The 26,790-nt window shown below is 65.1% G+C and carries 27 protein-coding genes; 14 read left to right on the top strand and 13 right to left on the bottom strand.

Annotated features, from left to right (window positions below; all coding sequences use genetic code 11):
- Positions 1-127: 127 nt before the first annotated feature.
- Positions 128-838: a ferritin-like fold-containing protein gene (locus FYJ28_RS04845; protein WP_082413269.1), complete on the bottom strand. Its 711-nt coding sequence runs from the start codon at positions 836-838 to the stop codon at positions 128-130.
- A 456-nt stretch (positions 839-1,294) separates the two neighbouring features.
- Between FYJ28_RS04845 and FYJ28_RS04840 the strand changes: the two genes are divergently transcribed.
- Positions 1,295-2,944 (top strand): DEAD/DEAH box helicase, encoded by a 1,650-nt coding sequence (locus FYJ28_RS04840; RefSeq protein ID WP_154578434.1) that lies wholly within the window; start codon positions 1,295-1,297, stop codon positions 2,942-2,944.
- Positions 2,945-2,965: 21 nt separating this feature from the next.
- Entirely contained in the window at positions 2,966-3,922 is a 957-nt protein-coding gene (locus FYJ28_RS04835) for a DNA-methyltransferase (RefSeq protein ID WP_154578433.1), read from the top strand.
- Between the two features lie 51 nt (positions 3,923-3,973).
- Here FYJ28_RS04835 and FYJ28_RS04830 read toward each other — a convergent pair whose 3' ends face one another.
- Positions 3,974-4,822, bottom strand: coding sequence for a PHP domain-containing protein (locus tag FYJ28_RS04830; RefSeq protein ID WP_326831510.1), 849 nt, complete (start codon positions 4,820-4,822; stop codon positions 3,974-3,976).
- Positions 4,823-4,943: 121 nt separating this feature from the next.
- Here FYJ28_RS04830 and FYJ28_RS04825 point away from each other — a divergent pair, with 121 nt between their 5' ends.
- Positions 4,944-6,515 (top strand): aminopeptidase P family protein, encoded by a 1,572-nt coding sequence (locus FYJ28_RS04825; protein WP_055239488.1) that lies wholly within the window; start codon positions 4,944-4,946, stop codon positions 6,513-6,515.
- 86 nt (positions 6,516-6,601) lie between these two features.
- Here FYJ28_RS04825 and FYJ28_RS04820 read toward each other — a convergent pair whose 3' ends face one another.
- The gene (locus FYJ28_RS04820) at positions 6,602-7,579 is read right to left on the bottom strand and encodes a general stress protein (RefSeq protein WP_195840596.1); all 978 of its coding nucleotides are present in this window, start codon (positions 7,577-7,579) and stop codon (positions 6,602-6,604) included.
- Positions 7,580-7,699: 120 nt separating this feature from the next.
- Between FYJ28_RS04820 and FYJ28_RS04815 the strand changes: the two genes are divergently transcribed.
- The 3 genes from FYJ28_RS04815 to FYJ28_RS04805 are packed head-to-tail and all read left to right on the top strand — an operon-like array spanning position 7,700 to position 10,724.
- Positions 7,700-8,986 carry a magnesium transporter MgtE N-terminal domain-containing protein gene (locus tag FYJ28_RS04815; RefSeq protein ID WP_055239486.1) on the top strand — a complete coding sequence of 429 codons (1,287 nt, stop codon included), beginning with the start codon at positions 7,700-7,702 and terminating at the stop codon, positions 8,984-8,986.
- The gene (locus tag FYJ28_RS04810; protein ID WP_154578432.1) at positions 8,979-9,572 is read left to right on the top strand and encodes a DUF1003 domain-containing protein; all 594 of its coding nucleotides are present in this window, start codon (positions 8,979-8,981) and stop codon (positions 9,570-9,572) included. Before FYJ28_RS04815 ends, FYJ28_RS04810 begins: the two co-directional genes overlap by 8 nt.
- A 3-nt stretch (positions 9,573-9,575) precedes the next feature.
- On the top strand, positions 9,576-10,724 hold the full coding sequence (locus tag FYJ28_RS04805) for an Mrp/NBP35 family ATP-binding protein (RefSeq protein ID WP_326831509.1): 1,149 nt from the start codon (positions 9,576-9,578) through the stop codon (positions 10,722-10,724).
- Between the two features lie 18 nt (positions 10,725-10,742).
- Here FYJ28_RS04805 and FYJ28_RS04800 read toward each other — a convergent pair whose 3' ends face one another.
- From FYJ28_RS04800 to sigE, 3 genes are read right to left on the bottom strand one after another with little or no spacing between them, the layout of a single operon-like run.
- Positions 10,743-11,183, bottom strand: a complete 441-nt coding sequence (locus FYJ28_RS04800) for a hypothetical protein (RefSeq protein WP_055239483.1) — start codon at positions 11,181-11,183, stop codon at positions 10,743-10,745.
- 50 nt (positions 11,184-11,233) lie between these two features.
- Positions 11,234-12,145 carry a zf-HC2 domain-containing protein gene (locus tag FYJ28_RS04795; protein WP_154578431.1) on the bottom strand — a complete coding sequence of 304 codons (912 nt, stop codon included), beginning with the start codon at positions 12,143-12,145 and terminating at the stop codon, positions 11,234-11,236.
- A 5-nt stretch (positions 12,146-12,150) separates the two neighbouring features.
- The gene (gene sigE / locus FYJ28_RS04790) at positions 12,151-12,762 is read right to left on the bottom strand and encodes an RNA polymerase sigma factor SigE (RefSeq protein ID WP_055239481.1); all 612 of its coding nucleotides are present in this window, start codon (positions 12,760-12,762) and stop codon (positions 12,151-12,153) included.
- Positions 12,763-13,109: 347 nt separating this feature from the next.
- Here sigE and FYJ28_RS04785 point away from each other — a divergent pair, with 347 nt between their 5' ends.
- Positions 13,110-13,754, top strand: coding sequence for an O-methyltransferase (locus tag FYJ28_RS04785; protein WP_055239480.1), 645 nt, complete (start codon positions 13,110-13,112; stop codon positions 13,752-13,754).
- Here the strand turns inward: FYJ28_RS04785 and FYJ28_RS04780 are convergent.
- From FYJ28_RS04780 to FYJ28_RS04760, 5 genes are all read right to left on the bottom strand, one after another.
- A complete protein-coding gene (locus FYJ28_RS04780) occupies positions 13,751-15,373 on the bottom strand; it encodes a leucyl aminopeptidase family protein (RefSeq protein WP_154578429.1) in 1,623 nt (540 codons plus the stop codon). The two genes, FYJ28_RS04785 and FYJ28_RS04780, sit on opposite strands and share 4 nt — an antisense overlap.
- Positions 15,374-15,382: 9 nt before the next feature.
- Entirely contained in the window at positions 15,383-15,550 is a 168-nt protein-coding gene (locus tag FYJ28_RS04775; RefSeq protein WP_082413265.1) for a DUF3117 domain-containing protein, read from the bottom strand.
- A gap of 208 nt (positions 15,551-15,758) precedes the next feature.
- On the bottom strand, positions 15,759-16,259 hold the full coding sequence (locus FYJ28_RS04770; RefSeq protein WP_082413314.1) for a DNA-3-methyladenine glycosylase I: 501 nt from the start codon (positions 16,257-16,259) through the stop codon (positions 15,759-15,761).
- 62 nt (positions 16,260-16,321) lie between these two features.
- Entirely contained in the window at positions 16,322-16,795 is a 474-nt protein-coding gene (locus tag FYJ28_RS04765) for a DivIVA domain-containing protein (RefSeq protein WP_154578428.1), read from the bottom strand.
- 33 nt (positions 16,796-16,828) lie between these two features.
- Positions 16,829-17,593: a TIGR00730 family Rossman fold protein gene (locus tag FYJ28_RS04760; RefSeq protein ID WP_154578530.1), complete on the bottom strand. Its 765-nt coding sequence runs from the start codon at positions 17,591-17,593 to the stop codon at positions 16,829-16,831.
- Between the two features lie 150 nt (positions 17,594-17,743).
- Here FYJ28_RS04760 and FYJ28_RS04755 point away from each other — a divergent pair, with 150 nt between their 5' ends.
- The 4 genes from FYJ28_RS04755 (at position 17,744) to FYJ28_RS04740 (ending at position 21,098) form a co-directional block, all read left to right on the top strand.
- Positions 17,744-18,523 (top strand): amino acid ABC transporter ATP-binding protein, encoded by a 780-nt coding sequence (locus FYJ28_RS04755; RefSeq protein WP_055239476.1) that lies wholly within the window; start codon positions 17,744-17,746, stop codon positions 18,521-18,523.
- 80 nt (positions 18,524-18,603) lie between these two features.
- Positions 18,604-19,455, top strand: a complete 852-nt coding sequence (locus FYJ28_RS04750) for a glutamate ABC transporter substrate-binding protein (RefSeq protein ID WP_055239475.1) — start codon at positions 18,604-18,606, stop codon at positions 19,453-19,455.
- A gap of 99 nt (positions 19,456-19,554) precedes the next feature.
- On the top strand, positions 19,555-20,229 hold the full coding sequence (locus FYJ28_RS04745; protein ID WP_055239474.1) for an amino acid ABC transporter permease: 675 nt from the start codon (positions 19,555-19,557) through the stop codon (positions 20,227-20,229).
- Positions 20,226-21,098 carry an amino acid ABC transporter permease gene (locus FYJ28_RS04740; protein WP_055239473.1) on the top strand — a complete coding sequence of 291 codons (873 nt, stop codon included), beginning with the start codon at positions 20,226-20,228 and terminating at the stop codon, positions 21,096-21,098. Before FYJ28_RS04745 ends, FYJ28_RS04740 begins: the two co-directional genes overlap by 4 nt.
- Before the next feature lie 82 nt (positions 21,099-21,180).
- Here FYJ28_RS04740 and dapE read toward each other — a convergent pair whose 3' ends face one another.
- Positions 21,181-22,272 (bottom strand): succinyl-diaminopimelate desuccinylase, encoded by a 1,092-nt coding sequence (gene dapE / locus FYJ28_RS04735; RefSeq protein ID WP_055239472.1) that lies wholly within the window; start codon positions 22,270-22,272, stop codon positions 21,181-21,183.
- Between the two features lie 33 nt (positions 22,273-22,305).
- On the opposite strand from dapE, the gene dapD reads away from it, so the two are divergent.
- The 3 genes from dapD (at position 22,306) to galE (ending at position 25,286) form a co-directional block, all read left to right on the top strand.
- The gene (gene dapD, locus FYJ28_RS04730; protein ID WP_055239471.1) at positions 22,306-23,277 is read left to right on the top strand and encodes a 2,3,4,5-tetrahydropyridine-2,6-dicarboxylate N-succinyltransferase; all 972 of its coding nucleotides are present in this window, start codon (positions 22,306-22,308) and stop codon (positions 23,275-23,277) included.
- A 23-nt stretch (positions 23,278-23,300) separates the two neighbouring features.
- Positions 23,301-24,179, top strand: coding sequence for a hypothetical protein (locus tag FYJ28_RS04725; protein ID WP_055239470.1), 879 nt, complete (start codon positions 23,301-23,303; stop codon positions 24,177-24,179).
- Positions 24,180-24,266: 87 nt separating this feature from the next.
- Positions 24,267-25,286 carry a UDP-glucose 4-epimerase GalE gene (galE, locus tag FYJ28_RS04720; RefSeq protein WP_055239469.1) on the top strand — a complete coding sequence of 340 codons (1,020 nt, stop codon included), beginning with the start codon at positions 24,267-24,269 and terminating at the stop codon, positions 25,284-25,286.
- A gap of 92 nt (positions 25,287-25,378) precedes the next feature.
- Here galE and FYJ28_RS04715 read toward each other — a convergent pair whose 3' ends face one another.
- Positions 25,379-26,671 (bottom strand): citrate synthase, encoded by a 1,293-nt coding sequence (locus tag FYJ28_RS04715; protein WP_055239468.1) that lies wholly within the window; start codon positions 26,669-26,671, stop codon positions 25,379-25,381.
- Between the last annotated feature and the right edge of the window lie 119 nt (positions 26,672-26,790).

The following is a 26,790-nucleotide window of genomic DNA, read 5'->3' as shown; positions in this document are numbered from 1 at the left end:
ACGAAACGCCCATGCCCCGTTCACGGTTTATGTCCGTGCGGGGCGGCCTTGCGGCCTGCCGTAAACGCTACAGCCGGCGGGCACTGATCGCACGGACCCGGCACTATTCCGCTGTGCCGGGATTTGGTCAGGCGGTGAGGCCCAGCAGGGACATACGGCGTGAATGGTTGCGGGTGAGCTGGCTGAACAGGTCCCGGATCTGTACATCGAATTCCTCACGGCTGAGGAAACCGTCCAACCCCTGGGGCAGGGCCCGCTCAATCACTACGCGCTGGGCCTGGGTCAGGGCTTCCCCGACCAGCCGGCGGCCCCACAGCGCCAGGCGCGATGCCAGCCGCGGATCATCCTTCAGGGACTCCTGCAGCCGGACGAAGAGCACATCCACCGGCGCTTCGCCTTCGGTTTTCAAGGACGCAATCAGGCTGGAAGCAGCGGGATCGAGCAATGATCCCAGCGCAGCATAGAAGTCGTCGGAGATCGCGTCCGTGACGTAGAACTTCATGAGTGATTCGTACCAGTCCCCCGGCCGGGTGCGGTCGTGGAAGGCATCTACGGACTGCTGGAACGGCGCCATTGCGTCCTCCGCATTCACGCCCATGGACTCAAGGTAGGCCGTGACCCGTTCAAAGTGGTTGTATTCGCGCACCGCCAGCCGGCCCAGTGCCGCCCTGTCCCGCAGGGTCGGAGAAAACCGGGCGTCGGAAGACATCCGTTCGAAGGCGGAGAGCTCCCCATAGGCAATGACGCCCAGGAGATCCGCCAAAAACTGCCGGTAGGCCTCCGGCGTACCGGGCGCTTCGATGTCAGCCGGCGCTGAAGCCGAGTTGTTCTCGCTCATGTGCCCAGCGTACCGGTGTGTCGCGGGTCGCAATCCACTTCCACCCCCCTGCGGCTTCAAACTCTGTCATGGCCCTTCTGCCTGTGTGGGCGCACACCGCCGCCGGGGCGGGGGCGCGGAGGCTAACGCGCTGGGAAGCCAAATGCGGGTCCGCGGGGCTGTACCGGGTAGACTGGAATGGTAGTAAATGGATGCCCGGTCGTTCCCACTTCTTGAAACCTTCTTGAAATGCCGGTTGGAGACACTAACCAACCCGGTTGTGAGACCCGCAGTACCTACGCGATCTTGATATTTTCCGGCCGCTGCCTTTGCCGAATGCAGTTGGAGTGGCCAGCAGTTGTTAGCCCGCGATCGGCTTCCGCTGGACGCATCACCTGCGTGCCACCGCTCCGGGATGGGCCCTATGCCCCCTCGTCGAGCGCGGCAGCGCAGAATGCCTAACTGAACGGTATGTAATTGAACACTGAACTTTCCCAGGTCAGCGATGCGTCGCTGACCGCTGATGACAGCAATGAAGAACTCGATGTCACCGAGACCATCGCCACCACGGAAGCAGCTGCCGAGATTCCCGAACTGACGTTCGCCGATTTCGGTGTCCGCAGCGAGATCGTGGAATCCCTGGCAGAGGCCGGCATCACCCACCCCTTCCCCATCCAGTCGATGACGCTTCCGGTTGCCCTGGGCGGCCACGACATCATCGGGCAGGCCAAGACCGGCACCGGCAAGACGCTCGGTTTCGGCATTCCCGCGCTCCAGCGCGTAGTGGTCCCCGCCGATGAGGGTTATAACGCCCTGCCCGCGCCGGGCGCCCCGCAGGCCCTGATCGTAGTCCCCACCCGTGAGCTCGCGGTCCAGGTGGCCAGCGACCTCACGACGGCGGCACGCCGCCGCGGCGCGCGCATCGTCACCATCTACGGCGGCCGTGCCTACGAACCGCAGATCGAAGCGCTCGAGGCGGGCGTTGAAATCGTCGTCGGCACCCCCGGGCGCCTGATCGACCTGCACAACCGCCGCCAGCTGTCGCTGAAGAACGTGCGCATTGTGGTGCTCGACGAAGCGGACGAGATGCTGGACCTCGGCTTCCTCCCCGACGTCGAGACCCTGATGGCAGCCACCCCTGCAACCCGCCAGACGCTGCTCTTCTCCGCGACCATGCCCGGCCCCGTCGTCGCCATGGCCCGCCGCTACATGACCAAGCCGACGCACATCCGTGCAGCTGATCCCGAAGATGAAGGCCTGACCAAGAAGGACATCCGCCAGGTTGTCTACCGGGCGCATAACCTGGACAAGAGCGAGGTCGTGGCTCGTATCCTGCAGTCCCGCGGCCGCGGCCGCACCATCATCTTCACCAAGACCAAGCGCACCGCCGCCAAGCTCTCCGAGGAACTGGTGGACCGCGGCTTCGCTGCCGCCGCCATCCACGGCGATCTGGGCCAGGGCGCCCGTGAGCAGGCCATGCGTGCCTTCCGCAACGAGAAGGTCGACGTGCTGGTTGCCACCGACGTCGCCGCCCGCGGCATCGACGTCGACGACGTCACGCACGTGATCAACTACCAGTGCCCCGAGGACGAAAAGACCTATCTGCACCGTGTGGGCCGCACCGGCCGCGCCGGCAACAAGGGAACGGCCGTCACGTTCGTGGACTGGGACGGTGTTCCCCGCTGGGGCCTGATCAACAAGGCCCTGGGCATGGACCAGGCGGAGCCGGTGGAGACGTACTCCTCCTCTCCCCACCTGTACACCGACCTCGACATTCCCGAAGGCACCAAGGGCCGCCTGCCGCGCAACAAGCGTGTGCTGGCCGGCATCGATGCTGAGAAGCTGGAAGACCTCGGCGAGACCGGCAAGTCCGGCGGACGCCGCGCTCCCCGCTCCGATTCGGGCCAGCGCTCCGGCGGCCGGTCCTCCGACCGCGGACGCAGCTCCGACCGCGCCCGCGGCTCCCGCGAGGGTTCACGCGACGGCTCAGGCCGCAGCCCGGAGAAGGCAGCTGAAGCACCCGCCGCAGCCGGCGAATCTGCCAAGTCCGACCGTCCCCGCCGGAACCGGAGCCGTACCCGCCGCCGCAACGGTGAGGTAGTCAGCAAGGCACCCGGCGCCGAATAGGCCGGGATCACCTGCACACGGATGAGCACACCTAACTGGACGCCGGACGGCGGGTCGCTGATAGTCCACGCAGACAATGCGGACTATCTGCCGACCCTGCCGGACGGCTCCTTTACCCTGATCTACGTCGATCCCCCGTTTAACACCGGCCGGGCGCAGCGCCGGCAGCAGACCACCATGGTCCGCAGCGTCGAGGGAACCGGCGACCGGACTGGGTTCAAGGGCCGCAGCTACACCACGGTCAAAGGACTGCTCTCCAGCTACGACGATGCCTTCGAAGATTACTGGGCGTTCCTTGAACCCCGGATGGCAGAAGCCTGGCGCCTGCTGGCTGACGACGGAACTCTCTACGTGCACCTGGATTACCGCGAGGTGCACTACGTCAAGGTGATGCTCGATGCCCTTTTTGGCCGTGACTGTTTCCTGAATGAAATCATCTGGGCGTACGACTACGGCGGACGGGCCAAGAACCGCTGGCCGGCCAAGCATGACAACATCCTGGTCTATGTAAAGAATCCCGCTGCGTATCACTTCAATAATGCTGAAGTGGACCGGGAGCCCTATATGGCGCCCGGACTGGTGACGCCCGAGAAGGTGGCGCTTGGCAAGCTGCCCACCGACGTCTGGTGGCACACAATTGTCTCCCCCACCGGTCGGGAAAAGACCGGCTATCCGACCCAGAAACCTGAAGGCCTGCTCCGCCGCGCCGTCGCCGCTTCCAGCCGCGAGGGCGACTGGGTGCTCGATTTCTTCGCGGGATCCGGAACCCTCGGAGCGGTAGCCGAGAAGCTCGGCCGCCGGTTTGTCTGTGTCGACGCGAATCCGCAGGCCATTGAGGTTATGGAGCGCCGGCTGGGACATGCCGCAAAGGTGCTGGTGCCGGCCAAGCCAAAACGCGTCCGGGCCAGGAGTGCTGCTGCCCCGAAGAACGCACCGGCCGAGTCCGTGGACCCGGGGCCGGCGCCTGCAGCGCTCTAGCCGCCAGGGACCGGATGGCTCCTGCCGGACTACTTCTTATGGCCGGACCAGTTATGGCCGGACGACGGGCGTGCCCGTACCCAGTTCAGTAATCCGTTCCAGGACTTCGGCGCTGGTGGTGTTTTCCCCCAGCAGGTTCGGCTTGCCCGTTCCGTGGTAATCGCTGGAGCCGGTCACCAGCAGGGAATGCTCAGCAGCCAGCCGGCGCAGGTAGGCGCGGCCGTCCTGGGGGTTGTCCCGATGTTCAATCTCCACGCCGGCCAGCCCGGCGTCGATCATTTCCAGGTAAGTCCGTTCTCCCACCACACGTCCGCGCGCGGACGCCTCGGGGTGTGCAAAAACGGGCACTCCCCCGGCGTCCCGGATCAGGCGCACCGCATGCGCGGGATCGGGGGCATAGTGCGCCACGAAATAGCGGGAGCGTCCGGTCAGGATTCCGGCGAAAGCAGCCGATCGCGAAGGCACCACCCCGGCGGCAACCAGCGCATCGGCAATATGCGGCCGGCCAATAGTGGCGCCGGGAGCAACCTGTTCCTGCACGTCTGCCCAGCTGATGGGGTAGTCCTCGGCAAGCCGTTCCACCATGCGTTCTGCCCGGCTTACCCGCGCCGAGCGGGACTTGGCGATCTCGGCCAGCAGACCCGGATGGGACGGGTCGTGGAGGTAGGACAGCACATGGACGCTGATCCCGTCCTCGGTGCGGCAGGAGACCTCCATGCCCGGAACGAATATCAGGCCCAGGGTGCGGGCCACTTCGGCTGCCTCGCCCCACCCTGCAGTGGAGTCGTGGTCCGTCAGCGCCACGGCATCCAGTCCGGCGGCGGCGGCGGAGGCCATCACTGCCCCTGGCGCTTCCGTGCCGTCCGAAACATTGGAGTGGGTGTGCAGGTCGATTCTCACCCCTCCAATCTACGCGGTTAGCCGCGCGGATCCGGCGTTGGCGCTCCGCGGAGACCAGGGCATGTTTGGCCTTGTTAACTGCCGGTGAGAGCATAGACAGGTGAGTACTGAAGCCAATTCCATGAACCCCGCCGATTCCGGCCTTGAGGAACTGTCCGAGGGACAGCCGCTTGAGGACCGGGTGAACAACCGTTCCCAACGCCCCACATCGCAGGCGTTCAAGGACTTTATGTCCTCCGGCTGGGCGTCCGCGTCCGATGAGCTTCCGGAGCAGTCCGCAGTGGCTCCCCACGCGGCCGCCCGCCGCCGTGCACTCTCCGAGCGTTTCAAGGGCGAGCGCCTGGTTATCCCGGCCGGCCCCCTGAAGGTCCGCTCCAACGACACCGATTACCGGTTCCGTCCGCACTCCGGGTTCGCCCACCTCACCGGTCTGGGCCTGGACCACGAACCGGACGCCGTCCTGGTCCTGGAACCAGTGGAAGAAGGCAAGGGCGACGACGGCGGCCACCACACCGCTACCCTCTACTTCCGTCCGCTGGCCGGCACCGACAATGAAGAGTTCTATTCCAACGCACGCTACGGCGCATTCTGGATCGGGTCGAGGATGAACCTGGAACAGGTCAGCGCACTCGTGGACCTGCCGACCCGGGACCTCTCCGAGGCTGAAACCGCCATCACGTCCAACGTAGGCGACCCGCAGTTCGGCGGAGTGTCCGTGCGGCTGCTGCGCAAGGTCGATGAAATGGTTGACGCGCTGGTGGACACCGTCCGCTACAACACCGCGCTCGACCCGGAAAACATGGACTTCAGTGCCCTCGATTCAAAGGATGAAGAGCTCACCGAAGCCCTTTCGGAGCTGCGCCTGGTCAAGGACGCCTGGGAAATCGAACAGATGCGCGAGGCAGTCGCCGCAACCGTGAACGGCTTCACCGAAGTTGTGAAGGCTCTCCCCCGCGCCATTACCCACCCGCGCGGGGAACGCGTCGTCGAAGGTGCATTCTTCGCCCGTGCCCGGGAAGAAGGCAACGACCTCGGCTATGACACCATCGCCGCTGCCGGCAACAACGCCACGGTGCTTCACTGGATCCGCAACAACGGCGCGGTGAAGGCCGGGGACCTGCTGCTGCTGGACGCCGGTGTGGAAGCGGACAGCCTCTACACGGCGGACATCACCCGGACCCTGCCGGTCAACGGCACGTACTCCGAAGTGCAGCGCCGTGTATACCAGGCTGTCCTGGACGCCGCTGACGCCGGTTTCGCTGCCGCCAAGCCGGGCAACAAGTTCCGTGATGTGCATGCCGCCGCCGTGCGGGTGCTGGCAGAGCGTCTCCAGGAATGGGGCCTGCTTCCGGTTCCGCTGGAGGAAGCACTCTCTGAACAGGGCCAGCAGCACCGGCGCTGGATGCCCCACGGCACAAGCCACCACCTGGGCCTGGATGTGCATGACTGCGCCCAGGCACGGCGTGAACTGTACCTGGACGGCATCATCGAAGAGGGCATGGTGTTCACCATTGAGCCCGGCCTGTACTTCAAGGAAGAGGACCTCAGCATCCCCGAGGAGTACCGCGGCATTGGTGTGCGGATCGAGGACGACGTCCTGATCACGGCAGACGGTCCCGAGAACCTCAGTGCTGCACTGCCCCGCGACCCGTCCGACGTCGAGGACTGGATGGCCGGGATCTACGCCTCGTAGCCTTCCGAAAACAGTATCGAACATACAGAAACTGCCCGTTTGGATTTCCAAACGGGCAGTTTCTGTATGTTCGGGGAGCGTATGCGCTAGCGCCCTTCACCGGATGTGCGGGAGTCCCCGCCGTCCTGCGGAGCGGGCTGCTCGTGAACCGGCTGTTGTTCTCCATGGCCCGGTTTCGGCTGGGAGGCGCCGGCCGGCGCGGGAGCTTCCTTCGGGCTTTCCTGCTGGGCGGCGGGAAGGCGGACACCGTAGCGGGGACGGCCGTCGGGCAGGTCGGGGAACTGGCCGCGCGGCGTTCCGGAAGGCTGTGCAGGCTGCGGCTGGGGCTGGCCCTGCACCGGCTGCCCGGGGACAGGCTGTCCCGGTGCCGCGTGCGCACCGGAGTTCTCCGGAGTCCCGGTCCCGGCGGGCGCATCCTGGCGTCCCGCTCCGCGGGTGCCGTAGGGATCGGCCCAGGTGGAGGGACGTTCAGGTGCGGTACCGGGCTGCGCCGGCTGGCCGGGGTAGGGAGGCTGCTGGAAGGGAGGCTGATACGGCGGCTGGTCCGCCTGCGGTGCCGGGTGTCCGCTCTGGCCCACCATGGGCAGCTGGGAAAGCAGGCGGCGGGCCTCGTTTGCAGCTTCCGGCGCCACCACCACGTCGTAGCTTGTGGCGACCACCTGGCTGGTGGATGTGAAGTCACGGCGTCCGCGCTGGAAGGCATAGGCCAGCACCCCGAAAAGCAGCCAGAAAATCGCACCGAGTGCCATGGACGGGATCAGCGAAAGGTATGAATCCCCGCCGCCGAAAAGCATGAGAGCAAGGCCCACGAAAAGGCCGAACCAGGCACCGGTCGCGGCGCTGGACATGGCCACCCGCGGGTACGTCAGGCGGCCGGTCACCCGTTCCACGGACTTCAGTTCGTTGCCGACAATGCTGACAAGGTGGACGGGAAACTTTGAATCCGCGAGGTAGTCAACTGCCTTCTGGGCGTCCAGGTAGGCAGTGTAGCGGCCAACCAGCTCACCCCTGGGCAGTGTTCGTCCGAGGTCCCGCGGGGATGAGGCGCCAAATAGGTTCGACATTCCCCTATTCTTTCGCAGTTGCGCCGATAGTGCGCCAATGTATCGCTGGCAGTGAACGCCGGCACGGCGCCCGGTCCCATAAATGCACCGATCCTGCCCCCGCCAAGTAGCCTAAGTAGGGTGAGTACAAATCCTACGCGCGTCTTCATTGCACGGCTGTTGGGCCTGGATGTCTTCGACCCCCTGGGCGACCGGCTGGGCCGGCTCCGCGACGCCGTCGTACTGGACCGCGGCGCGGGCCGCCCGCCCCAGGCGGTGGGAATCGTCGTCGAGGTTCCCGGCAAGAAACGCGTGTTTGTGCCCATCACCCGCATCACCTCCATGGACCCGAGCCAGATCATCTGCACGGGCCTGGTGAACCTGCGCCGGTTCCAGCAGCGCGGGGCGGAAATGCTGGTGGTCGCTGAGCTGTTCGACAGCCGGGTTGTCCTGGCTGACGGCAGCGGGGAAGCAACCGTCGAAGACATCGCCATTGAGCAGAACCGCGCCGGTGACTGGCACGTTTCAAGTTTGTTCGTGCGGCGCGGCGGAGGCGGTTCCCGCCTGCGCAGTCTGCGCCGCAAGGGTGAGCTGCTCATTATCGAGTGGCCCGAGGTGGGCCACTGGGACATCACCGGCCCGCAGGCTGCGACACAGTTCGTCGCCCAGCATGATGACCTCAAGCCCGCCGACTTCGCTGAGGCACTGCACGAAATGAGCGGCAAGCGCCGTATCGAGGTGGCCAGCGAACTGCAGGATGAACGCCTCGCGGACGTGCTGCAGGAACTGCCCGACGACGACCAGGTGCAGATCCTGCAGTCCCTCGACGTCGAACGTGCCGCCGACGTGCTCGAGGAAATGGACCCCGACGACGCCGCTGACCTCCTCAACGAGCTTCCCGAGGAGCAGAAGGAAGAGCTCCTGCAGCTGATGGAGCCGGAGGACGCCCGTGACGTGCGCCGACTGCTGCAGTATGAAGAGGACACTGCCGGTTCACTGATGACGCCGGTCCCGGTGATCCTGCCGCCCGAGGCCACGGTGGCTGAAGCCCTGGCACACGTGCGCCGGGAAGAACTCACCCCGGCCCTGGCCTCCTCGATCTACGTGTGCCGGCCGCCCCTGGAGACGCCCACGGGCCGCTACCTCGGCGTCGTGCACATCCAGCAGCTGCTGCGCACCGCTCCCCCGGAGGCCCTGGGCAACATCCTCGATACCGATCTGGAGCCGGTGCGGGACTTCGCCAACATCGCGGAGATTTCCCGGATGCTGGCAACCTACAACTTGAACTCATTGCCGGTGGTCAACGACACCGGGCGCCTGGTGGGAGCAGTGACAGTCGACGACGTCCTGGACCACCTGCTCCCGGATGACTGGCGTGCCTCCGACGACACCGGCCCCATAACGTGGCAGGGAAGGAAGAATGGCTGAGAAGAACCGCCCCCGTACTGACGGCCTCGACACTCCGCGCACCGCCCGAACCAGGTGGTTCCCGCGGCTCTCTCCCAACCCTGATGCCTTTGGCCATGCCACGGAGAACTTCGCCCGTTTTATGGGCACCCCGCAGTTCCTGCTCTACATGACAGTGTTCTGCGTTGTCTGGCTCGTCTGGAACACCTGGGGACCAGAGCCCCTGCGGTTCGACAGCGTGGCCCTGGGCTTCACGCTGCTGACCCTGATGCTCTCGCTGCAGGCCTCCTACGCCGCTCCCCTGCTGCTGCTGGCACAGAACCGGCAGGATGACCGGGACCGGGTCTCCATGCGCCAGGACCGCGAACGCGCTGAACGTAACCTGCTGGACACCGAATACCTCACCCGCGAGATTGCAGAGCTGCGCATCGCGCTGCGGGAAGTCGCTACCCGCGACTACGTCCGCTCCGAAATCCGCGGGCTCCTCGAGGAACTCCTCGACGCCAATGACAACCGAGAAGACGGCCAGCGGCGCAGCACCCGCCGCCGCGGCCAGGACGGCACAACCCCGCCGTCCAAAGCGACCCAGGGTGCGGGAGAAGACTAGGCAGTGCCCGAAACACAGAATCCCCTCAAGGACGCCGCCCGCGCAGCGCTGGAGCGGGTCATCGACCCCGAGCTGCGCCGGCCCATCACTGAGCTGGGGATGCTCCGCAGCGTTGAAGTGAACGACGCCGGCGCGGCCAGGATCGGTGTCCTGCTCACTATCGCGGGGTGCCCGCTGCGCGGAACCATCACCGCCGACGTCGAACGCGAACTCAGTGCTGTCCCCGGCATCACTTCCGTCCAGGTTGACCTCGATGTCATGACGCCGGCCCAGCGTGAGGAACTCAAGGAGAAGCTGCGCGGACCCGCCGGAGCACGCGGGGTCCCGTTCAACCGTCCCGGCTCGCTGACCCGGGTCTACGCCGTTGCCAGCGGCAAGGGCGGCGTGGGCAAGTCCACCGTGACGGTGAACCTCGCGGCCGCCATGGCCGCATCCGGTCTGCGTGTGGGTGTGGTCGACGCCGATGTCCACGGCTTCTCCGTACCCGGACTGCTCGGCATCACTGCGCCGCCCACCCGGGTCGACGAGATGATCCTGCCCCCCGTGGCCCACGGCATCAAGACAATCTCCATTGGCATGTTCCTGGACAGGAACCAGCCGGTTGCCTGGCGCGGACCGATGCTGCACCGGGCGCTGGAACAGTTCCTCACCGACGTCTACTTCGGCGACCTGGACGTGCTGCTGCTTGACCTGCCGCCCGGCACCGGAGACATCGCTATTTCAGTGGGACAGCTGCTGCCGGGATCCGAGATCCTGGTGGTCACTACGCCGCAGGCAGCTGCGGCAGAGGTCGCGGAGCGCGCCGGAACCGTGGCGGCGCAGACCGGACAGAAAGTCTCCGGTGTCATCGAGAACATGTCGTGGCTGACACTGCCCGGAGGTGAGCGCATGGAACTGTTCGGTTCCGGCGGAGGCACGCTCGTTTCCGAACGGCTGGGCGAGGCGCTGGGCTACAGCGTTCCCCTGCTGGGCAGCATTCCGCTGGACGTCAGGCTTCGCGAAGGCGGAGACGCCGGAGAACCGGTGGTGCTGGACGAGTCGGCCGAAGAAGCCGAAAGTGCCGGCGGCGAACTGCGCCGGATAGCCGCTGCCCTGGCGGGGCGTCCCCGCGGACTGGCCGGTCTCAACCTCGGAGTGACACCCCGAAGCTAACGGTTGAGCTGCCGTCCCCTAGGTGGCTTCGACATCAAAGGGGGGCCGTTCCCCCGCGGCCAGGCGTTCGATGCGCTGGACGGGCGGCGGCGCCGCCGGGCTGGGGAAAGCAGGAGCAGATCCGGCGGGAGCGGCTCCGGCCCGCTCCGCCACAGGACGTGCGGAGCCGGCGCTGCGGGCCGCAGCCGGCCGGACCGCGTCCTCAACGTCGTCGAGCAGTGCCTCTTTGATAATGCGGCGCGGATCGTACTGGCGGGGATCGAGCTTCCGCCAGTCCACCTCGTCGATTTCCGGCCCGACTTCTTCGCGAAGCTGTTCCCGGGCACCGCTTGCCATACGACGCATTTCACGCACAAGCCGCGCCAGCTGCGAAGCGTATTCGGGCAGGCGTTCGGGGCCAAGGATGGCCACGGCGAGGACCGCCAGGATGATCAGCTCATAGCCGTTAATTCCGAACACTTTTGAAGGTTACCTTTTCCAGCCGGACCGGGGCCACTTTAAGGCTGGACTCAAGATGAACGCCCTGCGCCCGCGAGCAGCGCCAGTCCCCGCAGGATACGTTCGGCGGCTCCGGAATCCGCGTCGCCCGAAGGAACCAGCAGGCGGGCGGACTCGCTGAGGGAGAGTTCTCCAACAACCGAGGACATGGTTTCGTCCGGCTTCGATGTCGCCAGTGTGTAAGTAACATTGCGCGCGGAGAGCACGGCCTCCCCCGGGCGCTCCTCATTCCGCCAGAGCCGGGGTGTTGTCGATTGGCCCGCATCGGGCGCACTGAATCCTTCCAGCGCGGCCGGCCTGCCGGTCAGGGCGTGAAGCACCTCAGGATTTGCATCGCCCTCGCGCGGGCGCTGCTCATAGACCCGGACGGTCTCGCCGTTACGGGTCAGCTCCATGGCGACGGCGGGGTGTCCTGCGACTTCCAGGGTGCGGGCCGAGGCCAATGTGAAGCCGAGTTCGGTCAGTTCCGGGCAGGACCAGCCCGCATCCCTGAGGGACTGCAGCTCTCCGGCTGAAAGGCTGCGCTGCTCTGCCAGCTGGTTCCAGCCGGCCAGCAGATGTGCCTGCCGGGGCGCGGAAAGCGGCTCGTCGGCGATGCTTCCCAGCACATAGGCACCGGCCAGGACGAAGCCGGACACCAGGGTGAGAATGCCCCCGATTGCGACGGCGTAACGCCTGCGGCTACGGGCTTCGGGGATTTGCGGTACCCGGGCGCTGGCAGTGTCTGCCACGATCCGGCTGGCCAGGTCTTCGCGCGGAGACGGCACGCTCATTGCCCTCAGCCGGCTGCGCAGGCGGCGCTCTTCTTCCACAAGGCAGCGGCAGGATGCGCATCGCTGAAGATGGGACTCGACTGCATCACGCCGGCGTGCCGGCAGTTCCCCGTCGAGGAACTCACGCAGGTGGCGTTTGGGGTGGCGCATATCCTCTAGCCGGCTCCTGCCACGCGGGGGATCTTCAGGCCCACGGCTGGAGTACGGCGCTGGGCCGGGTCCCGGTGAGCCAGTTTCTCCTTGAGCATGCTGCGCCCGCGGTGGATGCGCGAACGAACCGTTCCGAGCTTCACGCCCAGGGCGTTCGCCACTTCGTCGTAAGAAAGTCCTTCAAGGTCGCAGAGCACTACCGCGGCCCGGAAGTCAGGAGGAAGCTCCTCGAGTGCCCGCTGGATATCCACGTCCAGGTTGTTGAACTCGAAGCTGCGCTCGGGCCCGGGGCCCTGGCTGGGCAGCCGGCTCTCTGCCTCTTCACTCATGCCGTCAAAACGGATGCGGCTGCGCCTGCGGGCCTGGTCCAGGAAGAGGTTGGTGGTGATCCGGTGGAGCCACCCGTCCAGTGTGCCGGGCTGGAAGTTGGCAAGGGAGCGGAAGACGCGGACGAAGACTTCCTGTGTGAGGTCCTCGGCGTCGTGCTTATTGCCCGTCAGCCGGTAGGCAAGGCGGTACACCTTGGCGGAGTGTGTTTCCACGACCTCCTGCCAGGTGGGACGCACCCATTCGGTTCCTGCGGATGCCTCCGCTGCAACGTCCGTTGTCCCCGTCACGGTTTCCTCCCTTCGCAACGTAGCCTGCGGCCCCGGAATCAGCTCAGCGTGATTGCGGGGCGGCGATCGTCAGTAAGTTCACCATCCATGTTTGCGCATGATTCTGTGAGTTCGCTGTTAGCATGCCCAACGGATCAGGACAAGTGGCCGCGGCTCATTGGGCAGCAGCTCGTTTTTAGGCGCGGCTCACCCGGGCGCGATGGGCAGAAACCGTGCTTCAGTGGCCTTAAGCTTGTATTGCTGCAGTTCCGCCGCAGTTCCGCGGGCGTTCGTTCGCCCCGGTTTGCGGCAGACCCACACCTGACGCGGCTTCCCCACGATTATTGAGCGAAAGAGACTGTGCATCCATGAGCGCCGACAAGCAGAGCACGTGGTCCTACACGGAGGCCCTGCCTTTCGAGGATGAAGTCCTGCTTCGCGCGCGTGAGCGTTCACACGAACTGGGTGTCGCACCGGTCAGCACCGGGGTGGGAGCTGCGCTGACCGTACTTGCCGCTTCATCCAAGGCGCAGACAGTCGTGGAGATCGGAACCGGAGCCGGAGTTTCGGGTGTGTGCCTTCTTCGCGGACTTGGTCCGGGTTCGGTACTGACCACGATCGACTCCGATGTGGACCATCTGCGCGCCGCGCGCCAGGCCTACTCCGAGGCTGGAGTTCCGGGAAACCGCACCCGCACCATCTCCGGCCGGGCGGCACAGGTGCTGCCCCGCCTTACGGACAATGCCTACGACCTCGTGTTTATCGATGCGGACAAGCCATCCTTCGTCCTGTACGCCGAGCAGGCCGTGCGGCTGCTGAAGCCCGGCGGCCTGCTGATCATCAACGGGGCCCTGGATAACGGGCGGGTGGCCGACCCCGCCGCACGGGAACCCCTAACGGCGACCATGCGGCAGGTCGGCCGCCTCATCCGGGACAACGATTCGCTTGTTTCTTCGCTTCTGCCCACGGGCGACGGCCTTCAGCTGGCCGTGAAGGTACTTCCCGGCCGCTAGGCTGTTTCTGCCCTTGCACGGGCAGCCCGTGCACGCAGGAAGGCGATCAGGAGCCTGGCACCGAAGCCCGTGGCCCCCTTCGAGTACTCGTGGGTGTCCGAGGAAACTTCCATGGGCCCGGCGATGTCCAGGTGGATCCAGGGAGTTCCGTCCACGAATTTCTCCAGGAACAGTGCCGCAAGAATTGCACCCCCGCCGGCTTTGGCCTTCACTGGGGCAACATGGGCCAGGTCTGCGGTGGCTGATTCAAGCAGATACTCATAATCCGGGACGAGCGGCAGCTGCCAGAGCGGCTCGCCGCTGGCGCTTGCTGCAGCTTCCAGCGCGGTAAGAAGCTCGGGATCGTTGCCAAACAGGGCTGCATGTCGTTTGCCCAGACCCAGCATGGCGGCGCCGGTCAGGGTCGCGACGTCGATCACGGCGGAGGGCTTCAGCTCCTGCACTGCGTACGCGAGTGCATCAGCCAGCACCATCCGTCCTTCAGCGTCTGTGTTGCCGATCTCCACGGTTGTGCCGTTGTACGTCCGGACAATGTCGCCGGGCCGGTAGGACGCTGCTCCGATTGCGTTTTCAGCCAAAGCGAGCAGGGCCGTCACTTCAAAGGGAACCTGCAGCTCGGCCGCGGCCTGCACCGCCGCCAGCACTACGGCCGATCCGGCCATATCCATTTTCATCGGGGGCATCGACTCACGGGGCTTCAGCGAAATGCCCCCGGAATCGAACGTTATTCCCTTGCCCACCAGCACCACCCGGTCCGTGGTTTCAACGCCCGCCGGCCGGTAGGTGACGCGTACCATCCGCGGGCCGTTGGCAGAACCGGATCCCACGGCGGTGAGCCCGCCGAATCCTTCAGCAGCCAGGCGCGCCGGATCCCAGACCTCGACGTCGAGCCCCCTGGCAGCCGCCACCGCCTCGCTCTGTGCAGCGATCCATTCAGGGGTGGCTACATCCGGCGGAGTATTGGTCAGGTCGCGGGCCAGCCAGGCCGCACGGGCCGCAACTTCCGCCAGCTCAAGCGCCTGCGGCTTGAGCCCGGTAACCTCCATGACCTCGGCCATCGGCTTCGGCGCATCGGTTACACCGGTGCGCGGCGCGCGGTAGCCGCCCAGGAAGAAGCCTTCGAGGAAGGCCTGCTGCGCCTGCGGGGTCAGCCCGTCAACAACGCTCGTCCGGATCCTCTTGGCTCCGGATGTCGCCCTGGCCAGGCTTGCACCGGCACGCCGCAGGCTTTGGTGGGATTCGTCGCCCACTCCCAAATAAATGAGCCTGCCCGCAAGACCGGCAGATCCCCGGGGCGGTTCCACCACCAGGTGTTCCCCTGCCTTGCCCGTCACTCCGGCTGCTTCTGCCCGTGCAGCCACGTCGATGCCGTACTGCACAGCGGCTTCAACAGCGCCGCGCCTGGGTTCGGGGACCGTGCGGTCCCCGGGCGGCCCGGGGGCAATAGCAACGGCGAGGACGTCTACGCCCTCGTCAGTCCGCGGCGCCAGACCGGTGCCGCCGGCTGGATCTCCGGCGCGCTCCGAAAGCGGAGCGAGCCCGGAAACCGCCGTCATGGACATCCTGCGGGTAGCCGGAGAGGCACCAGCAGGCTTGGAAGTAAGCCTGGAAGGACGCATGCATCCAGCCTAGCTGGTGACGCCGAGGAGGCATTCCTTGAGCTTGCCTGCTTCTTCAGCGTTCAGTTCGACAACGAGCCGTCCGCCGCCGTCGATCGGCACCCGCAGGATCAGGCTGCGCCCTTCTTTGGTAACCTCCATGGGCCCGTCACCCGTACGCGGTTTCATCGCAGCCATATTGAAATTCCCCTTTCAAAAGCGCACTGCGGGGTTATTCCCCGAGTAATCACCGTTCCTGCCGCGGCCCCGGACCTATTGTTGTTAGGCGCCCGAGCCGCATTTGCGACCATTATTCCGTACAACCGTAAGCAGGCGAAATTTCGGTGTGTCTGAGGACACATCCGGGGGTTCTGCCGCGCGGAACTGCACCGGGCAGGGGCACGGGTCAGCGAAAGGCGCAGTCAGCAAGATGGTCGTTTACGTACCCGGTGGCCTGCATCATGGCATAGGCAGTCACCGGCCCCACGAAACGAAAACCGCGGGCCCGCAGCTCACGCGAAAGGCTCGCTGACTCCGCCGTGGAGGGGGGAATGTCAGCAGCGGCTCGGGGAGCAGCATGGACGGGCGGACGGTGCTTCTCCAGCAGGGCTTCCAGCGACTCATCCTCCCCCAGCGCAAGAAGGGCGCGTGCGTTGGCGATGGTGGCCCGGATCTTGGCCGCATTGCGGACAATGCCGGGGTTGTCCATCAGCCGCTCCACATTGGTTTCGCCAAACCCCGCAACCGTGGCCGGATCGAAGCCGGCAAACGCCTCCCGGAAGGCTTCCCGCTTCCGCAGGATAGTTATCCAGCTGAGTCCGGACTGGAACCCTTCCAGGCTCAGGCGTTCAAACAGGGCGGCCTCGCCCCGCACAGGACGGCCCCACTCATGGTCGTGGTACTCCATGTAGTCGCCGCTGGCCAGGGCCCATGCACAGCGCAGCGCTCCGTCCGGTCCGGGAAGTGCCGTCACGGTTCTGTGGTGCCTGGCTTAATGTTTCCCGGCCTGGTGCTTCCGGGCTGCGGATTGGTTCCGCTTTCCCCGGGCTGAATCAGGGCGTGCCGGCCGGTTCGGGGCGCGGACGCGGCGTCTGTTTCCGGCCCGGGCCCCCGGAACCGGGCCAGGGCGGCGTCCCGTTCCTCCAGGGCAGCGCCCAGCCGTTCAAGCACCTGATCCACCTCGTCCATCCGATAACCCCGAAAGGCAACGGAGAACTTCAGTGCCCCAACGTCCGCCGCGCCGGGATGCTCCGGCAGCAGCACCGGAGGCAGCCGCGGGTCCGGCTCGCCAAGGGTGGCCAGGGGTTCTGACGGGCTAAGTGCCTCCCATCCCCCGTCCGCGGAACCGGACCTGCGGCGCAGGCGGCCGGGTCCGATGCGGCCGGCCACCAGGAGTGCGGCCGCGCCGACGGCGGCGATGGCAAGGAAGGCGAGCAGGATCATCACGGGTCCATCGTCGCAGATGAGTCCGCGTGGTCAGAGGGAAACGTGGCCGGCGCTGTCGGCAATGATGAGTTTCACGGCTTCAGCCGGGTCATCCACCAGGTGCACGAGGTCCAGGTCCATGGCCGAGATCATTCCCTCCTCAAGCAGCGTTCCGCGGACCCATTCCAGCAGCGGGGACCAAAACTCGGTGCCGATCAGCACTATGGGGAATGATGTTACTTTTTGGGTTTGGACCAGGGTCATTGCTTCGAAGAGCTCGTCCATCGTGCCGAAGCCGCCCGGCAGCACAATAAACCCCTGGGCGTATTTGACGAACATCGTTTTCCGGACGAAGAAATAGCGGAAATTAATTCCGAGGTCCACCCAGTCATTGAGCCCGGTTTCAAACGGCAGTTCGATCCCGAGGCCAACCGAGACCCCTCCGGCTTCCACTGCCCCCTTGTTGGCGGCCTCCATCGAACCTGGGCCACCGCCGGTAATGACTGCAAGCCCTGCCTCGGAGAGCAGCCTGCCAACCTCTTCCCCGAGCTTGTACCAGCGGGATCCCGGGAGACTGCGGGCGGACCCGAAGACACTTACCGCAGGACCCAGTTCAGACAGCGTGCCGAAGCCTTCAACGAATTCGCTCTGGATCCGCAATACCCGCCAGGGATCGGTATGCGTGAAATGGGTCCCGTCCGCTGTATCAAGCAGGAACCGGTCCGACTGCGGAACCCGCGCCTGCCCGCGGCGCAGCTCCACAGGTCCGCGCCGTTTCGCCGATATTGGACGGGTTCCGTCTTCTGCGTCGCTCATAGCCATCTACCAAGGCTAGCGCGAGCCTGTGATGAGGACCTCACGCCCGCTCTCACCCGCCGCCGTCTTTTGGTTTCTCTTGCGTCACGATTTGTCCATGCAAGAGTGATCGGGGACACCAGGGGTTGATTTGTTCGCTATCTTCTATCTATGACCAGTGACACAACATCAGGGCAGCCGGTGCCTGAGCAAGCAGGACCCCTCGTCTCGCTGAAGAACGTAAACAAACACTTCGGGGACCTCCATGTGCTGCGGGACATCAACCTTGATGTAGCGCGCGGCGAAGTAGTTGTGGTGATCGGCCCGTCGGGGTCCGGCAAATCGACACTGTGCCGGGCCATCAACCGCCTGGAGACCATCGACGACGGTGAGATCACCATTGACGGCAAGGCCTTGCCCGCTGAAGGCAAGGCACTCGCCAAGCTGCGTGCCGACGTCGGCATGGTCTTCCAGTCGTTCAACCTCTTCGCACACAAGTCCATCCTGGACAACGTGGCACTTGGCCCCGTCAAGGTGAAGCGGATGAAGTCCGCCGAAGCCAAGGAGAAGGCAATGGCGCTCCTCAAGCGGGTAGGCGTGGACAACCAGGCGAACAAGCTTCCCGCCCAGCTTTCCGGCGGCCAGCAGCAGCGCGTGGCAATCGCCCGGGCCCTGGCCATGAAGCCGAAGGTCATGCTGTTCGATGAGCCCACCTCTGCGCTTGACCCGGAAATGATCAACGAGGTCCTGGACACCATGGTGGAGCTCGCCCAGGAGGGCATGACCATGATCGTCGTGACCCATGAAATGGGCTTCGCCCGCAAGGCAGCAGACCGCGTGATCTTCATGGCGGACGGCCAGATCGTTGAGCAGGCTGCACCCGAAGAGTTCTTCACCAACCCCAAGAGCGACCGGGCCAAGGACTTCCTCGGCAAGATCCTCGCCCACTAGGGCGTCCGCCGGTTTTTCATCCACCCTTTGAGGCAAGGCCGCGGCCCCCACGGGCCCCGGCCGCAATGCAAGGAGAAAAAATGCGCAATACCCGTTACGCAGTTGCCGCCATGGCTGCAGCTGCCGCTCTGACCCTGTCCGCCTGCGGCGGCGACTCCGGCAGCGATTCGGCCAGCGGCTCTGCTGATTCCGGCAGCGGCGACAGCATCCGGATCGGCATCAAGTTCGATCAGCCAGGCCTCGGCTTCGACGAAGGCGGCTCCTACAGCGGCTTCGACGTGGATGTTGCCAAGTACGTAGCCGGCGAACTCGGCTACGGCGAAGACCAGATCGAATGGATCGAGACCCCGTCTGCCCAGCGTGAAAACATGCTGGAAAATGACCAGGTGGACATGATCTTCGCGACCTACTCCATCACGGACACCCGCAAGGAAAAGGTCGCTTTCGCAGGACCGTACTTCGTTGCCGGCCAGGACCTGCTGGTGCGCTCCGACGATTCCGAGATCACCGGCCCCGAAGACCTCAACGGCAAGACCCTCTGCTCGGTTACCGGCTCCACGTCCGCGCAGAAGGTCAAGGACACGCTGGCCAATGAAGCCAACCTCGTGGAACAGCCGAGCTACGCCGAGTGCGTCACCGCCATGCAGGGCGGCGCCATTGACGCCGTCACCACCGACGACATCATCCTGGCCGGCCTCGCCTCCACGGACGCCAACAAGGGCCAGTTCAAGGTTGTCGGCAACACCTTCTCCGAGGAGAAGTACGGCGTCGGCATCCAGAAGGACAGCGACAAGTGTGAAGACATCAACGCTGCCATCGAAAAGATGATCGAAGACGGCGCCTGGGAAGAAGCCATCAAGAAGAACACCGAAGGCGCTGACTACACGTTCAACGCCGACCTGAACCCGCCGACGATGGACGCCTGCGCCTAAGCGGCCCGCCTCCGCCGGGTTTCGGCGGCAACGTTCGGGGCAGGGCTTTCGGCCCTGCCCCGAACTCCGCTCCACACATTTTTACGGAAGAGGTGACATATGGAAGGTTTCCTCGAGCTCTTTGGCGAATACGACGTCGTCGGGGCCTTCTGGGTCAACATCCAACTCACGTTCTGGGCCGCGCTCTGGTCCCTCGTGCTCGGCACCATCCTGGCCGTGATGCGTATTTCGCCAATCGCCAGCCTGCGCTGGTTCGGCACGGCATACGTGAACATCTTCAGGAACACCCCGCTGACCATCATCATGGTCTTCGGCACCCTGGCTCTCTGGTCCCAGCTGCAGGTCAACCTGTCCGGCGACTTCCAACTCAACTTCTTCCGGCTGGCGGTGCTCTCCCTCTCGGTCTACCACGCAGCGTTTGTCTGCGAGGCGATCCGAAGCGGCGTCAACACCGTTCCGCTGGGACAGGCCGAAGCTGCCCGCTCAATCGGGCTGTCCTTCCTGCCCGCAGCGTGGCTGATCATCCTGCCGCAGGCGTTCCGCGGCGCTGTTGCACCGCTGGGCAATGTCCTGATTGCACTGGCCAAGAACACCACGGTGGCCGCCGTAGCTTCCGTTGCTGAGGCCTCCGGCCTGATGAAGACCATGATCGAATTCCGCCCTGACCTTATGACGCAGATCTTCCTGACCTTCGCACTGGGCTTTGTGCTCATTGTGATCCCGATTGGTCTGCTCACCACCTGGGCCTCGAAGAAACTGGCGGTGGCACGATGAGCCAGAGCGTACTCTTTGACGCGCCCGGTCCCCGGGCACGCCGCCGCATCATGGTTGGCAACATCCTCGGCACTCTGTTCATCCTTGCCCTCCTCGCACTGGTCGTCTATGGCCTGGCCGAGAAGGGCCAGTTCGACGCGGCCAAGTGGAATCCGTTTATTGAAGGCCGGACCTGGGAGTACTTCATGCTTCCCGGCCTCCTGGAGACCCTGAAGGCGGCCGGCGTTGCGATCGTGACTTCGATTGTGTTCGGCCTGGTCTTCGGCCTCGGCCGGCTTTCGTCGGTAAAGGCCATCAGCTGGGTCGCCGGCCTGGTCGTTGAGTTCTTCCGTGCGGTGCCTGTGCTGCTGATGATGATCTTCTTCTACCAGTTCCTCTCGAAGTCCACGCCGGTTCCGTCCTCGGACGTTCCGTTTGTCGCCGTCGTGCTGGCACTGACCCTGTACAACGGTTCCGTGATCGCCGAACTGGTGCGTTCGGGTGTGTTTGGCCTGCCGAAGGGCCAGCGTGAGGCAGGCCTGGCCATCGGCCTGACCCGCAGCCAGTCGCTTCGCATCGTCGAGGTTCCGCAGGCCCTGGTGGCTATGCTCCCCGCCCTGCTCAGCCAGTTCGTCGTGATCCTCAAGGACTCTGCCCTGGGTACCTTTATTGGCTACACGGAGCTGCTCGGCTACGCCCGCCGGCTTGCCTCGGGTGAAGGCAATATCCTGCCGGCCCTGCTTGTCACCGCCGCGATCTTCATCATCCTGAACATGATCCTGACGTTTGCCGCCCAGCGCCTTTCGCGCCTGCTCGGCGCGCGCGCAGGGGCCCTGCTCAAGACTGACGAAGCCGTGGACCCGGAAGGCGTCCCGGCACCCGTGCGGTAGGTCCTCCTAAACGAGACAGCAGAAAGCGCCCTTTAGAAGCTTCTAAAGGGCGCTTTCTGCTGTCTCGTTCGACTGCCGGAAACTAGGCCAGCCAGTCCTGAAGGGCCCGCAGGCATTCGCGGATGGCGCCGGCCGTGACGTGCTCATTGTCGGAGTGAGCCAGCAGCGCGTCTCCCGGTCCGAAGTTAACGGCGGGGATCCCAAGGGCACTGAAACGGGCGACGTCGGTCCAGCCGTACTTTGGCTTCGGCTCAGCACCAACGGCTTCCACGAAGCTGGCGGCCGCGGGACGGTCCAGGCCGGGGCGTGCCCCTGCGGAAGCATCGGTGCGCACCAGGTCGAAGCCGTCCAGCAGCTCACGGACGTAGGCTTCGGCCTGGGCCAGGTCCTTGTCCGGGGCAAAACGGTAGTTGATTTCCACCACGGCGGAATCGGGGATGACGTTGCCGGCGGTGCCGCCGTGGATCTTTACGGCATTGAGCGACTCACGGTAATCCAGTCCTTCAACACGGACCGTGGCCGGCTCGTGGTCCCGCAGCCGCACCAGGATCTCCGCAGCGGCATGGATTGCGTTCTCCCCCATCCAGGCACGGGCCGAATGTGCGGCTTTGCCGGTGGTGCGGGCCTGGAAGCGCATGGTTCCGTTGCAGCCGCCCTCCACGGTCCCGTCGGTCGGTTCAAGGAGGATCGCGAAGTCAGCTTTCAGCCACTCCGGAAAGGACTTCTCCAGCCGGCCCAGCCCGCTCAGCGAAGCATCAACCTCTTCATGGTCATAGAAGATGAAGGTGATATCCCGGCTGGGCTCCGTAAGCTTTGCCGCCAGCGCCAGCTGCACCGCCACCCCGCCCTTCATGTCGGTGGCACCGCGGCCATAGAGGACTTCGCCGTCCCAGCTGGACGGAACGGTTCCGCGGGACCCGGGAACGGACGGCAGGGGCACCGTGTCCAGGTGTCCGGCCAGGATGACCCGCTCGCTGCGTCCCAGATTGGTCCGTGCCATTACGGAATCGCCGTCGCGCACCACTTCAAGGTGGCCGAGGTCCTGCAGCGCCGCCTCAACGGCGTCGGCTATCGCGGCCTCGTTTCCGGACACACTCTCAATGTCCATCAGGGCCGCTGTGAGGGAAGCGACGTCGTTGTGCAGGTTCAGGGGTTTGGCAGGTAATACGGTCACCGGTCCAGAGTACCGCTCGGTAGAGTGGAACCCATGACTTCAAGCACTTCAGCAGCCCCCTCCCCACGCACCGCGTCCGGTCTCGGACTGGCAACTGTAGCCGCAGACGGCACCTTCCTGGACGTCTGGTACCCCCGCCCCGAGCTGGCCCCGCTCCAGGCAGGCGAAGAACTCGCAGCCGATCTCGAGAAGGCCGCTGCGTCCATGGCGGATGAAGTCCGCGGAACCCGCGGCGAGGTAGTCCGCACCGAGATCAACCTCGATGAGGCTCCCGCCGGGACGGCAGACGCCTACCTCCGCCTGCACGTTCTCTCGGCCCGCCTTGCGGCGCCGAACACCATCAACCTGGACGGCATCTTCGGCGTGCTGCCCAACGTTGTATGGACCAACTTCGGTCCCTGCCAGGTTGCCGGTTTCGACTCGGTCCGCCTGGGCCTGCGCGCCCGCGGTGCAGTCACGGTCTACGGCGTGGACAAGTTCCCCCGCATGGTCGACTACGTCCTGCCCACCGGGGTGCGCATCGCCGATGCAGACCGCGTCCGGCTGGGTGCACACCTCGCCGAAGGCACCACTGTCATGCATGAAGGGTTCGTCAACTTTAACGCCGGCACCCTCGGCACCTCGATGGTGGAAGGCCGGATTTCCGCGGGCGTCGTCGTTGGCGACGGCTCCGACGTCGGCGGCGGCGCATCCATCATGGGCACCCTGTCCGGCGGCGGCAAGGAGCGGATCACCGTCGGTGAGCGTGTGCTCCTGGGCGCCAACTCCGGTGTGGGTATCAGCATCGGCGATGACAGCGTTGTTGAAGCAGGCCTGTACGTCACCGCCGGCACACGCGTCAGCGTCACCGATCCCGAAACAAACGAAGTCCGCACCGTCAAGGCAGCAGATCTCTCCGGTGTTCCGGGCCTGCTGTTCAGGCGCAATTCCTCAACCGGCGCTGTTGAGGCCCTTCCGCGGCTGGCCCGAACTGTGGAACTGAACGAAGCGCTGCACGCCAACTAGGACCCCGACCAGGAGGCAGGGCCGTGGCCCGCAACCCCCAGCCGGCGGCACGGCGCAGGACCATCAGCGTGCTGCTGCTTGCCGCTGCGGCAGCCGCCGCAGTCCTGATCTACCTCCTCGTCCTGGCCCTGGGCCGGGACGAGGAGAAGCCGGTACGCGAACGCTGCACCGCTACTGTCAACGACGCCTCCTGGTCCCTGAACCCGGACCAGGCAGCCAACGCATCAACGATTGCTGCCGTAGCCGTTGCGCGCGGTCTTCCGCCGCGTGCGGCATCGATCGCACTGGCCACCGCGGTGCAGGAATCCGGGCTGCGCAATCTGGACTACGGAGATGACGCGGGACCTGATTCGCGCGGGCTGTTCCAGCAGCGGCCGTCGCAGGGCTGGGGCTCCCAGGAGCAGGTGATGGACCCGGTCTACGCCGTGAACGTCTTCTACGACGCTCTCGTCGAAGTTCCCGGGTACCAGGACCTGCCGGTTACGGTCGCCGCCCAGACAGTCCAGCGAAGCGCCTATCCGGATGCCTACGCGGACCATGAGCCTGAGGGAAGGGCTTTCGCTTCGGCCCTGACCGGGCAATCGCCCGCGGCGCTGGCCTGCACCCTCAATCCCGCGCAGGCCCCCGGTGATCCGAACGCTGTCCTGGCGGCGATGAACACGCTGTACGGCGAGCAGCAGGCCATGGTGCTCGGCGAGGTCCTGGTGGTAGGTGCTTCAGGGGAATACGGCTGGTCGCTGGCCCAGTGGGCTGTAGCCAACGCCAAGGCACTGAACATCAATGAAGTCTCATTCGACTCCATGACCTGGACCCGTGGAAGCGGCACGTGGACTCCGTCCGATGCTCCCGGCACGCAGGTGGCCATCCACATTGCCCCGGCCTCCGTGGGCGGGCAGGGCTAACCCGGGAGACAGGGCTAACCCGGCAGACAGGGGTAACCCGGCAGGCCCTCAGGCTGGCCGCCCGGCGGACCAGCTAGGCTGGAAACCATGCGAATACTAGTCACCGGCGGAACCGGCTACATCGGATCCCACACCACGCTCGAGCTGCTGCAGGCCGGGCACGACGTTGTTGTGATGGACAACCTCGCCAATTCCAGCACCGAATCCCTGAACCGGGTCCAGGAACTCTCCGGACGCACGGCTTCGTTCGTCCAGGCGGACCTGCTCGATCCGCAGGCACTTGAAGCCATCTTTGCCGAGCACTCCCCCGAAGCTGTCATCCACTTCGCCGGGCTGAAAGCAGTCGGCGAATCGGTGGCCAAGCCGCTGCACTATTACCGGAACAACGTTGCAGGCACCTTGAACCTGCTGGCAGCCATGGACCGGCACGATGTGCGCACCATCGTCTTCAGCTCCTCAGCCACCGTCTACGGGGCTTCCGAAGAGGTGCCGCTGGTAGAGGATATGCCGATGGATGCGGTGAACCCCTACGGCCGGACCAAGGAACAGATCGAGGACATCCTGGCAGACCTGGGGGCCTCGGATGAACGCTGGAGCATCGCGCTGCTGCGCTACTTCAACCCGGTCGGCGCGCATGAATCCGGACGCATCGGCGAGGATCCCACTGGTGTTCCCAACAACCTGCTGCCCTTCGTCGCCCAGGTCGCCGTGGGACGCCGGGAGAAGGTCATGGTCTTCGGTAACGACTACAACACTCCTGACGGCACCGGTGTGCGTGACTACATCCACGTCATGGACCTGGCCGCCGGACATCTGGCGGCCCTTGACTACATTGCCGCACGCAAGGGGGTCAAGCGCTGGAACCTGGGTACCGGCAACGGCTCCTCGGTGCTGGAGGTCCTGGCCGCTTTCTCCAAGGCAGCAGGGAAGGACGTTCCCTACGAGTTCGCGCCGCGCCGCCCGGGAGACGCCGCCGTGAGCTACGCGGACCCCTCGGCAGCCCGGGCAGAGCTCGGCTGGTCCGCCGGGCGGTCCCTGGATGACATGTGCCGCGATCACTGGAACTGGCAGAAGCAGAACCCGCAGGGGTACGCCACCCAGGCATAGCCGCCGGACGTACAGCGAAGGACGGGTCCGCATCCTCAGTGAGGATGCGGACCCGTCCTTTTTAGAACCTGTTGGGCACTGGCTGTGCCTGTTTAGCGTTCCGGGTAGTTGCGCTCCGGGACACCCGTGTACAACTGGCGCGGACGGCCAATCTTGGTCTGCGGGTCCTGCATCATTTCGCGCCACTGGGCGATCCAGCCCGGCAGGCGGCCGATTGCGAAGAGCACAGTGAACATCTTCTCCGGGAAGCCCATGGCCTTGTAGATCAGGCCGGTGTAGAAGTCCACATTCGGGTAGAGCTTGCGCTCAATGAAGTAGTCATCCGCGAGGGCCTTCTCTTCAAGCCGCATGGCGATGTCCAGCAGCTCGTCGTTGCCGCCGAGGTCCGCGAGGATCTCGTGGGCCGTTGCCTTAACGATCTTGGCGCGCGGATCGTAGTTCTTGTAGACGCGGTGCCCGAAGCCCATGAGCTTCACGCCGTCTTCCTTGTTCTTGACCTTCTCCATGAAGGTTTCAGGCTGCATGCCGGTGGACTGGATGTCCCGCAGCATGTTCAGCACGGCTTCGTTGGCACCGCCGTGCAGCGGGCCGAAGAGCGCGCTGATGCCGGCGGAGATCGAAGCGAACATGTTCGCGTTGGAGCTGCCGACCAGGCGGACCGTGGAGGTAGAGCAGTTCTGCTCATGGTCTGCGTGCAGGATCAGCAGCAGGTCCAGGGCCTTGACCAGCTTCGGATTCAGTTCGTACGGCTCGGCGGGCAGGCCGAAGGAGAGCCGCATGAAGTTCTCCACCAGGTTCATGGAGTTGTCCGGATAGAGCATGGGCTGGCCGATGCTCTTCTTGTGCGCATACGCAGCAATCACGGGAAGCTTCGCCATAAGGCGCACGGTGGAAAGCTCCACCTGCTCCTCGTCGAAGGGATCCAGGGAATCCTGGTAGAAGGTGGACAGCGCGCTGACTGCCGAGGAGAGCACGGGCATCGGGTGAGCATCACGCGGGAAGCCTCCGAAGAAGCCTTTGAGGTCCTCATGCAGCAGTGTGTGCCGGCGGATCCGGTGGTCGAATGCTTCAAGCTCTGCGGGAGTCGGCAGGTTGCCGTAGATCAGCAGGTAGGAAGTTTCGAGGAAGCTGGAGTGCTTTGCCAGCTGCTCGATGGGGTATCCGCGGTAACGCAGGATTCCCGCATCACCGTCGATGTAGGTGATCGCCGAGGTCGTGGCCGCGGTGTTCATGAACCCGGGGTCGAACGTTACGGTGCCGGTCTGCTTCAGCAGCTTCGATACGTCAAAGCCGTCGTTGCCTTCCTTGGCCGCAATGCGGGGAAGCTCCAGCTTGTCCGCCGGCTCGGTCCCATAGTGCAGTTCGGCACTTGGTCGCTCAGTCATTTTTCTCCTTCAGGAGTTTGAAGAACCCACTGCTACGGGCCCGCGTCCTCGTGAGAAGAGCGCCCATAGTACACATTCGTGCTGTTATCTATTTCGCTAAAACGCTACCGGTTTACCGG

It is taken from the genome of Arthrobacter sp. BL-252-APC-1A (assembly GCF_009696625.1).
Lineage (GTDB): Bacteria > Actinomycetota > Actinomycetes > Actinomycetales > Micrococcaceae > Arthrobacter_B.
This window is presented reverse-complemented; position numbering and strand designations above follow the sequence as displayed.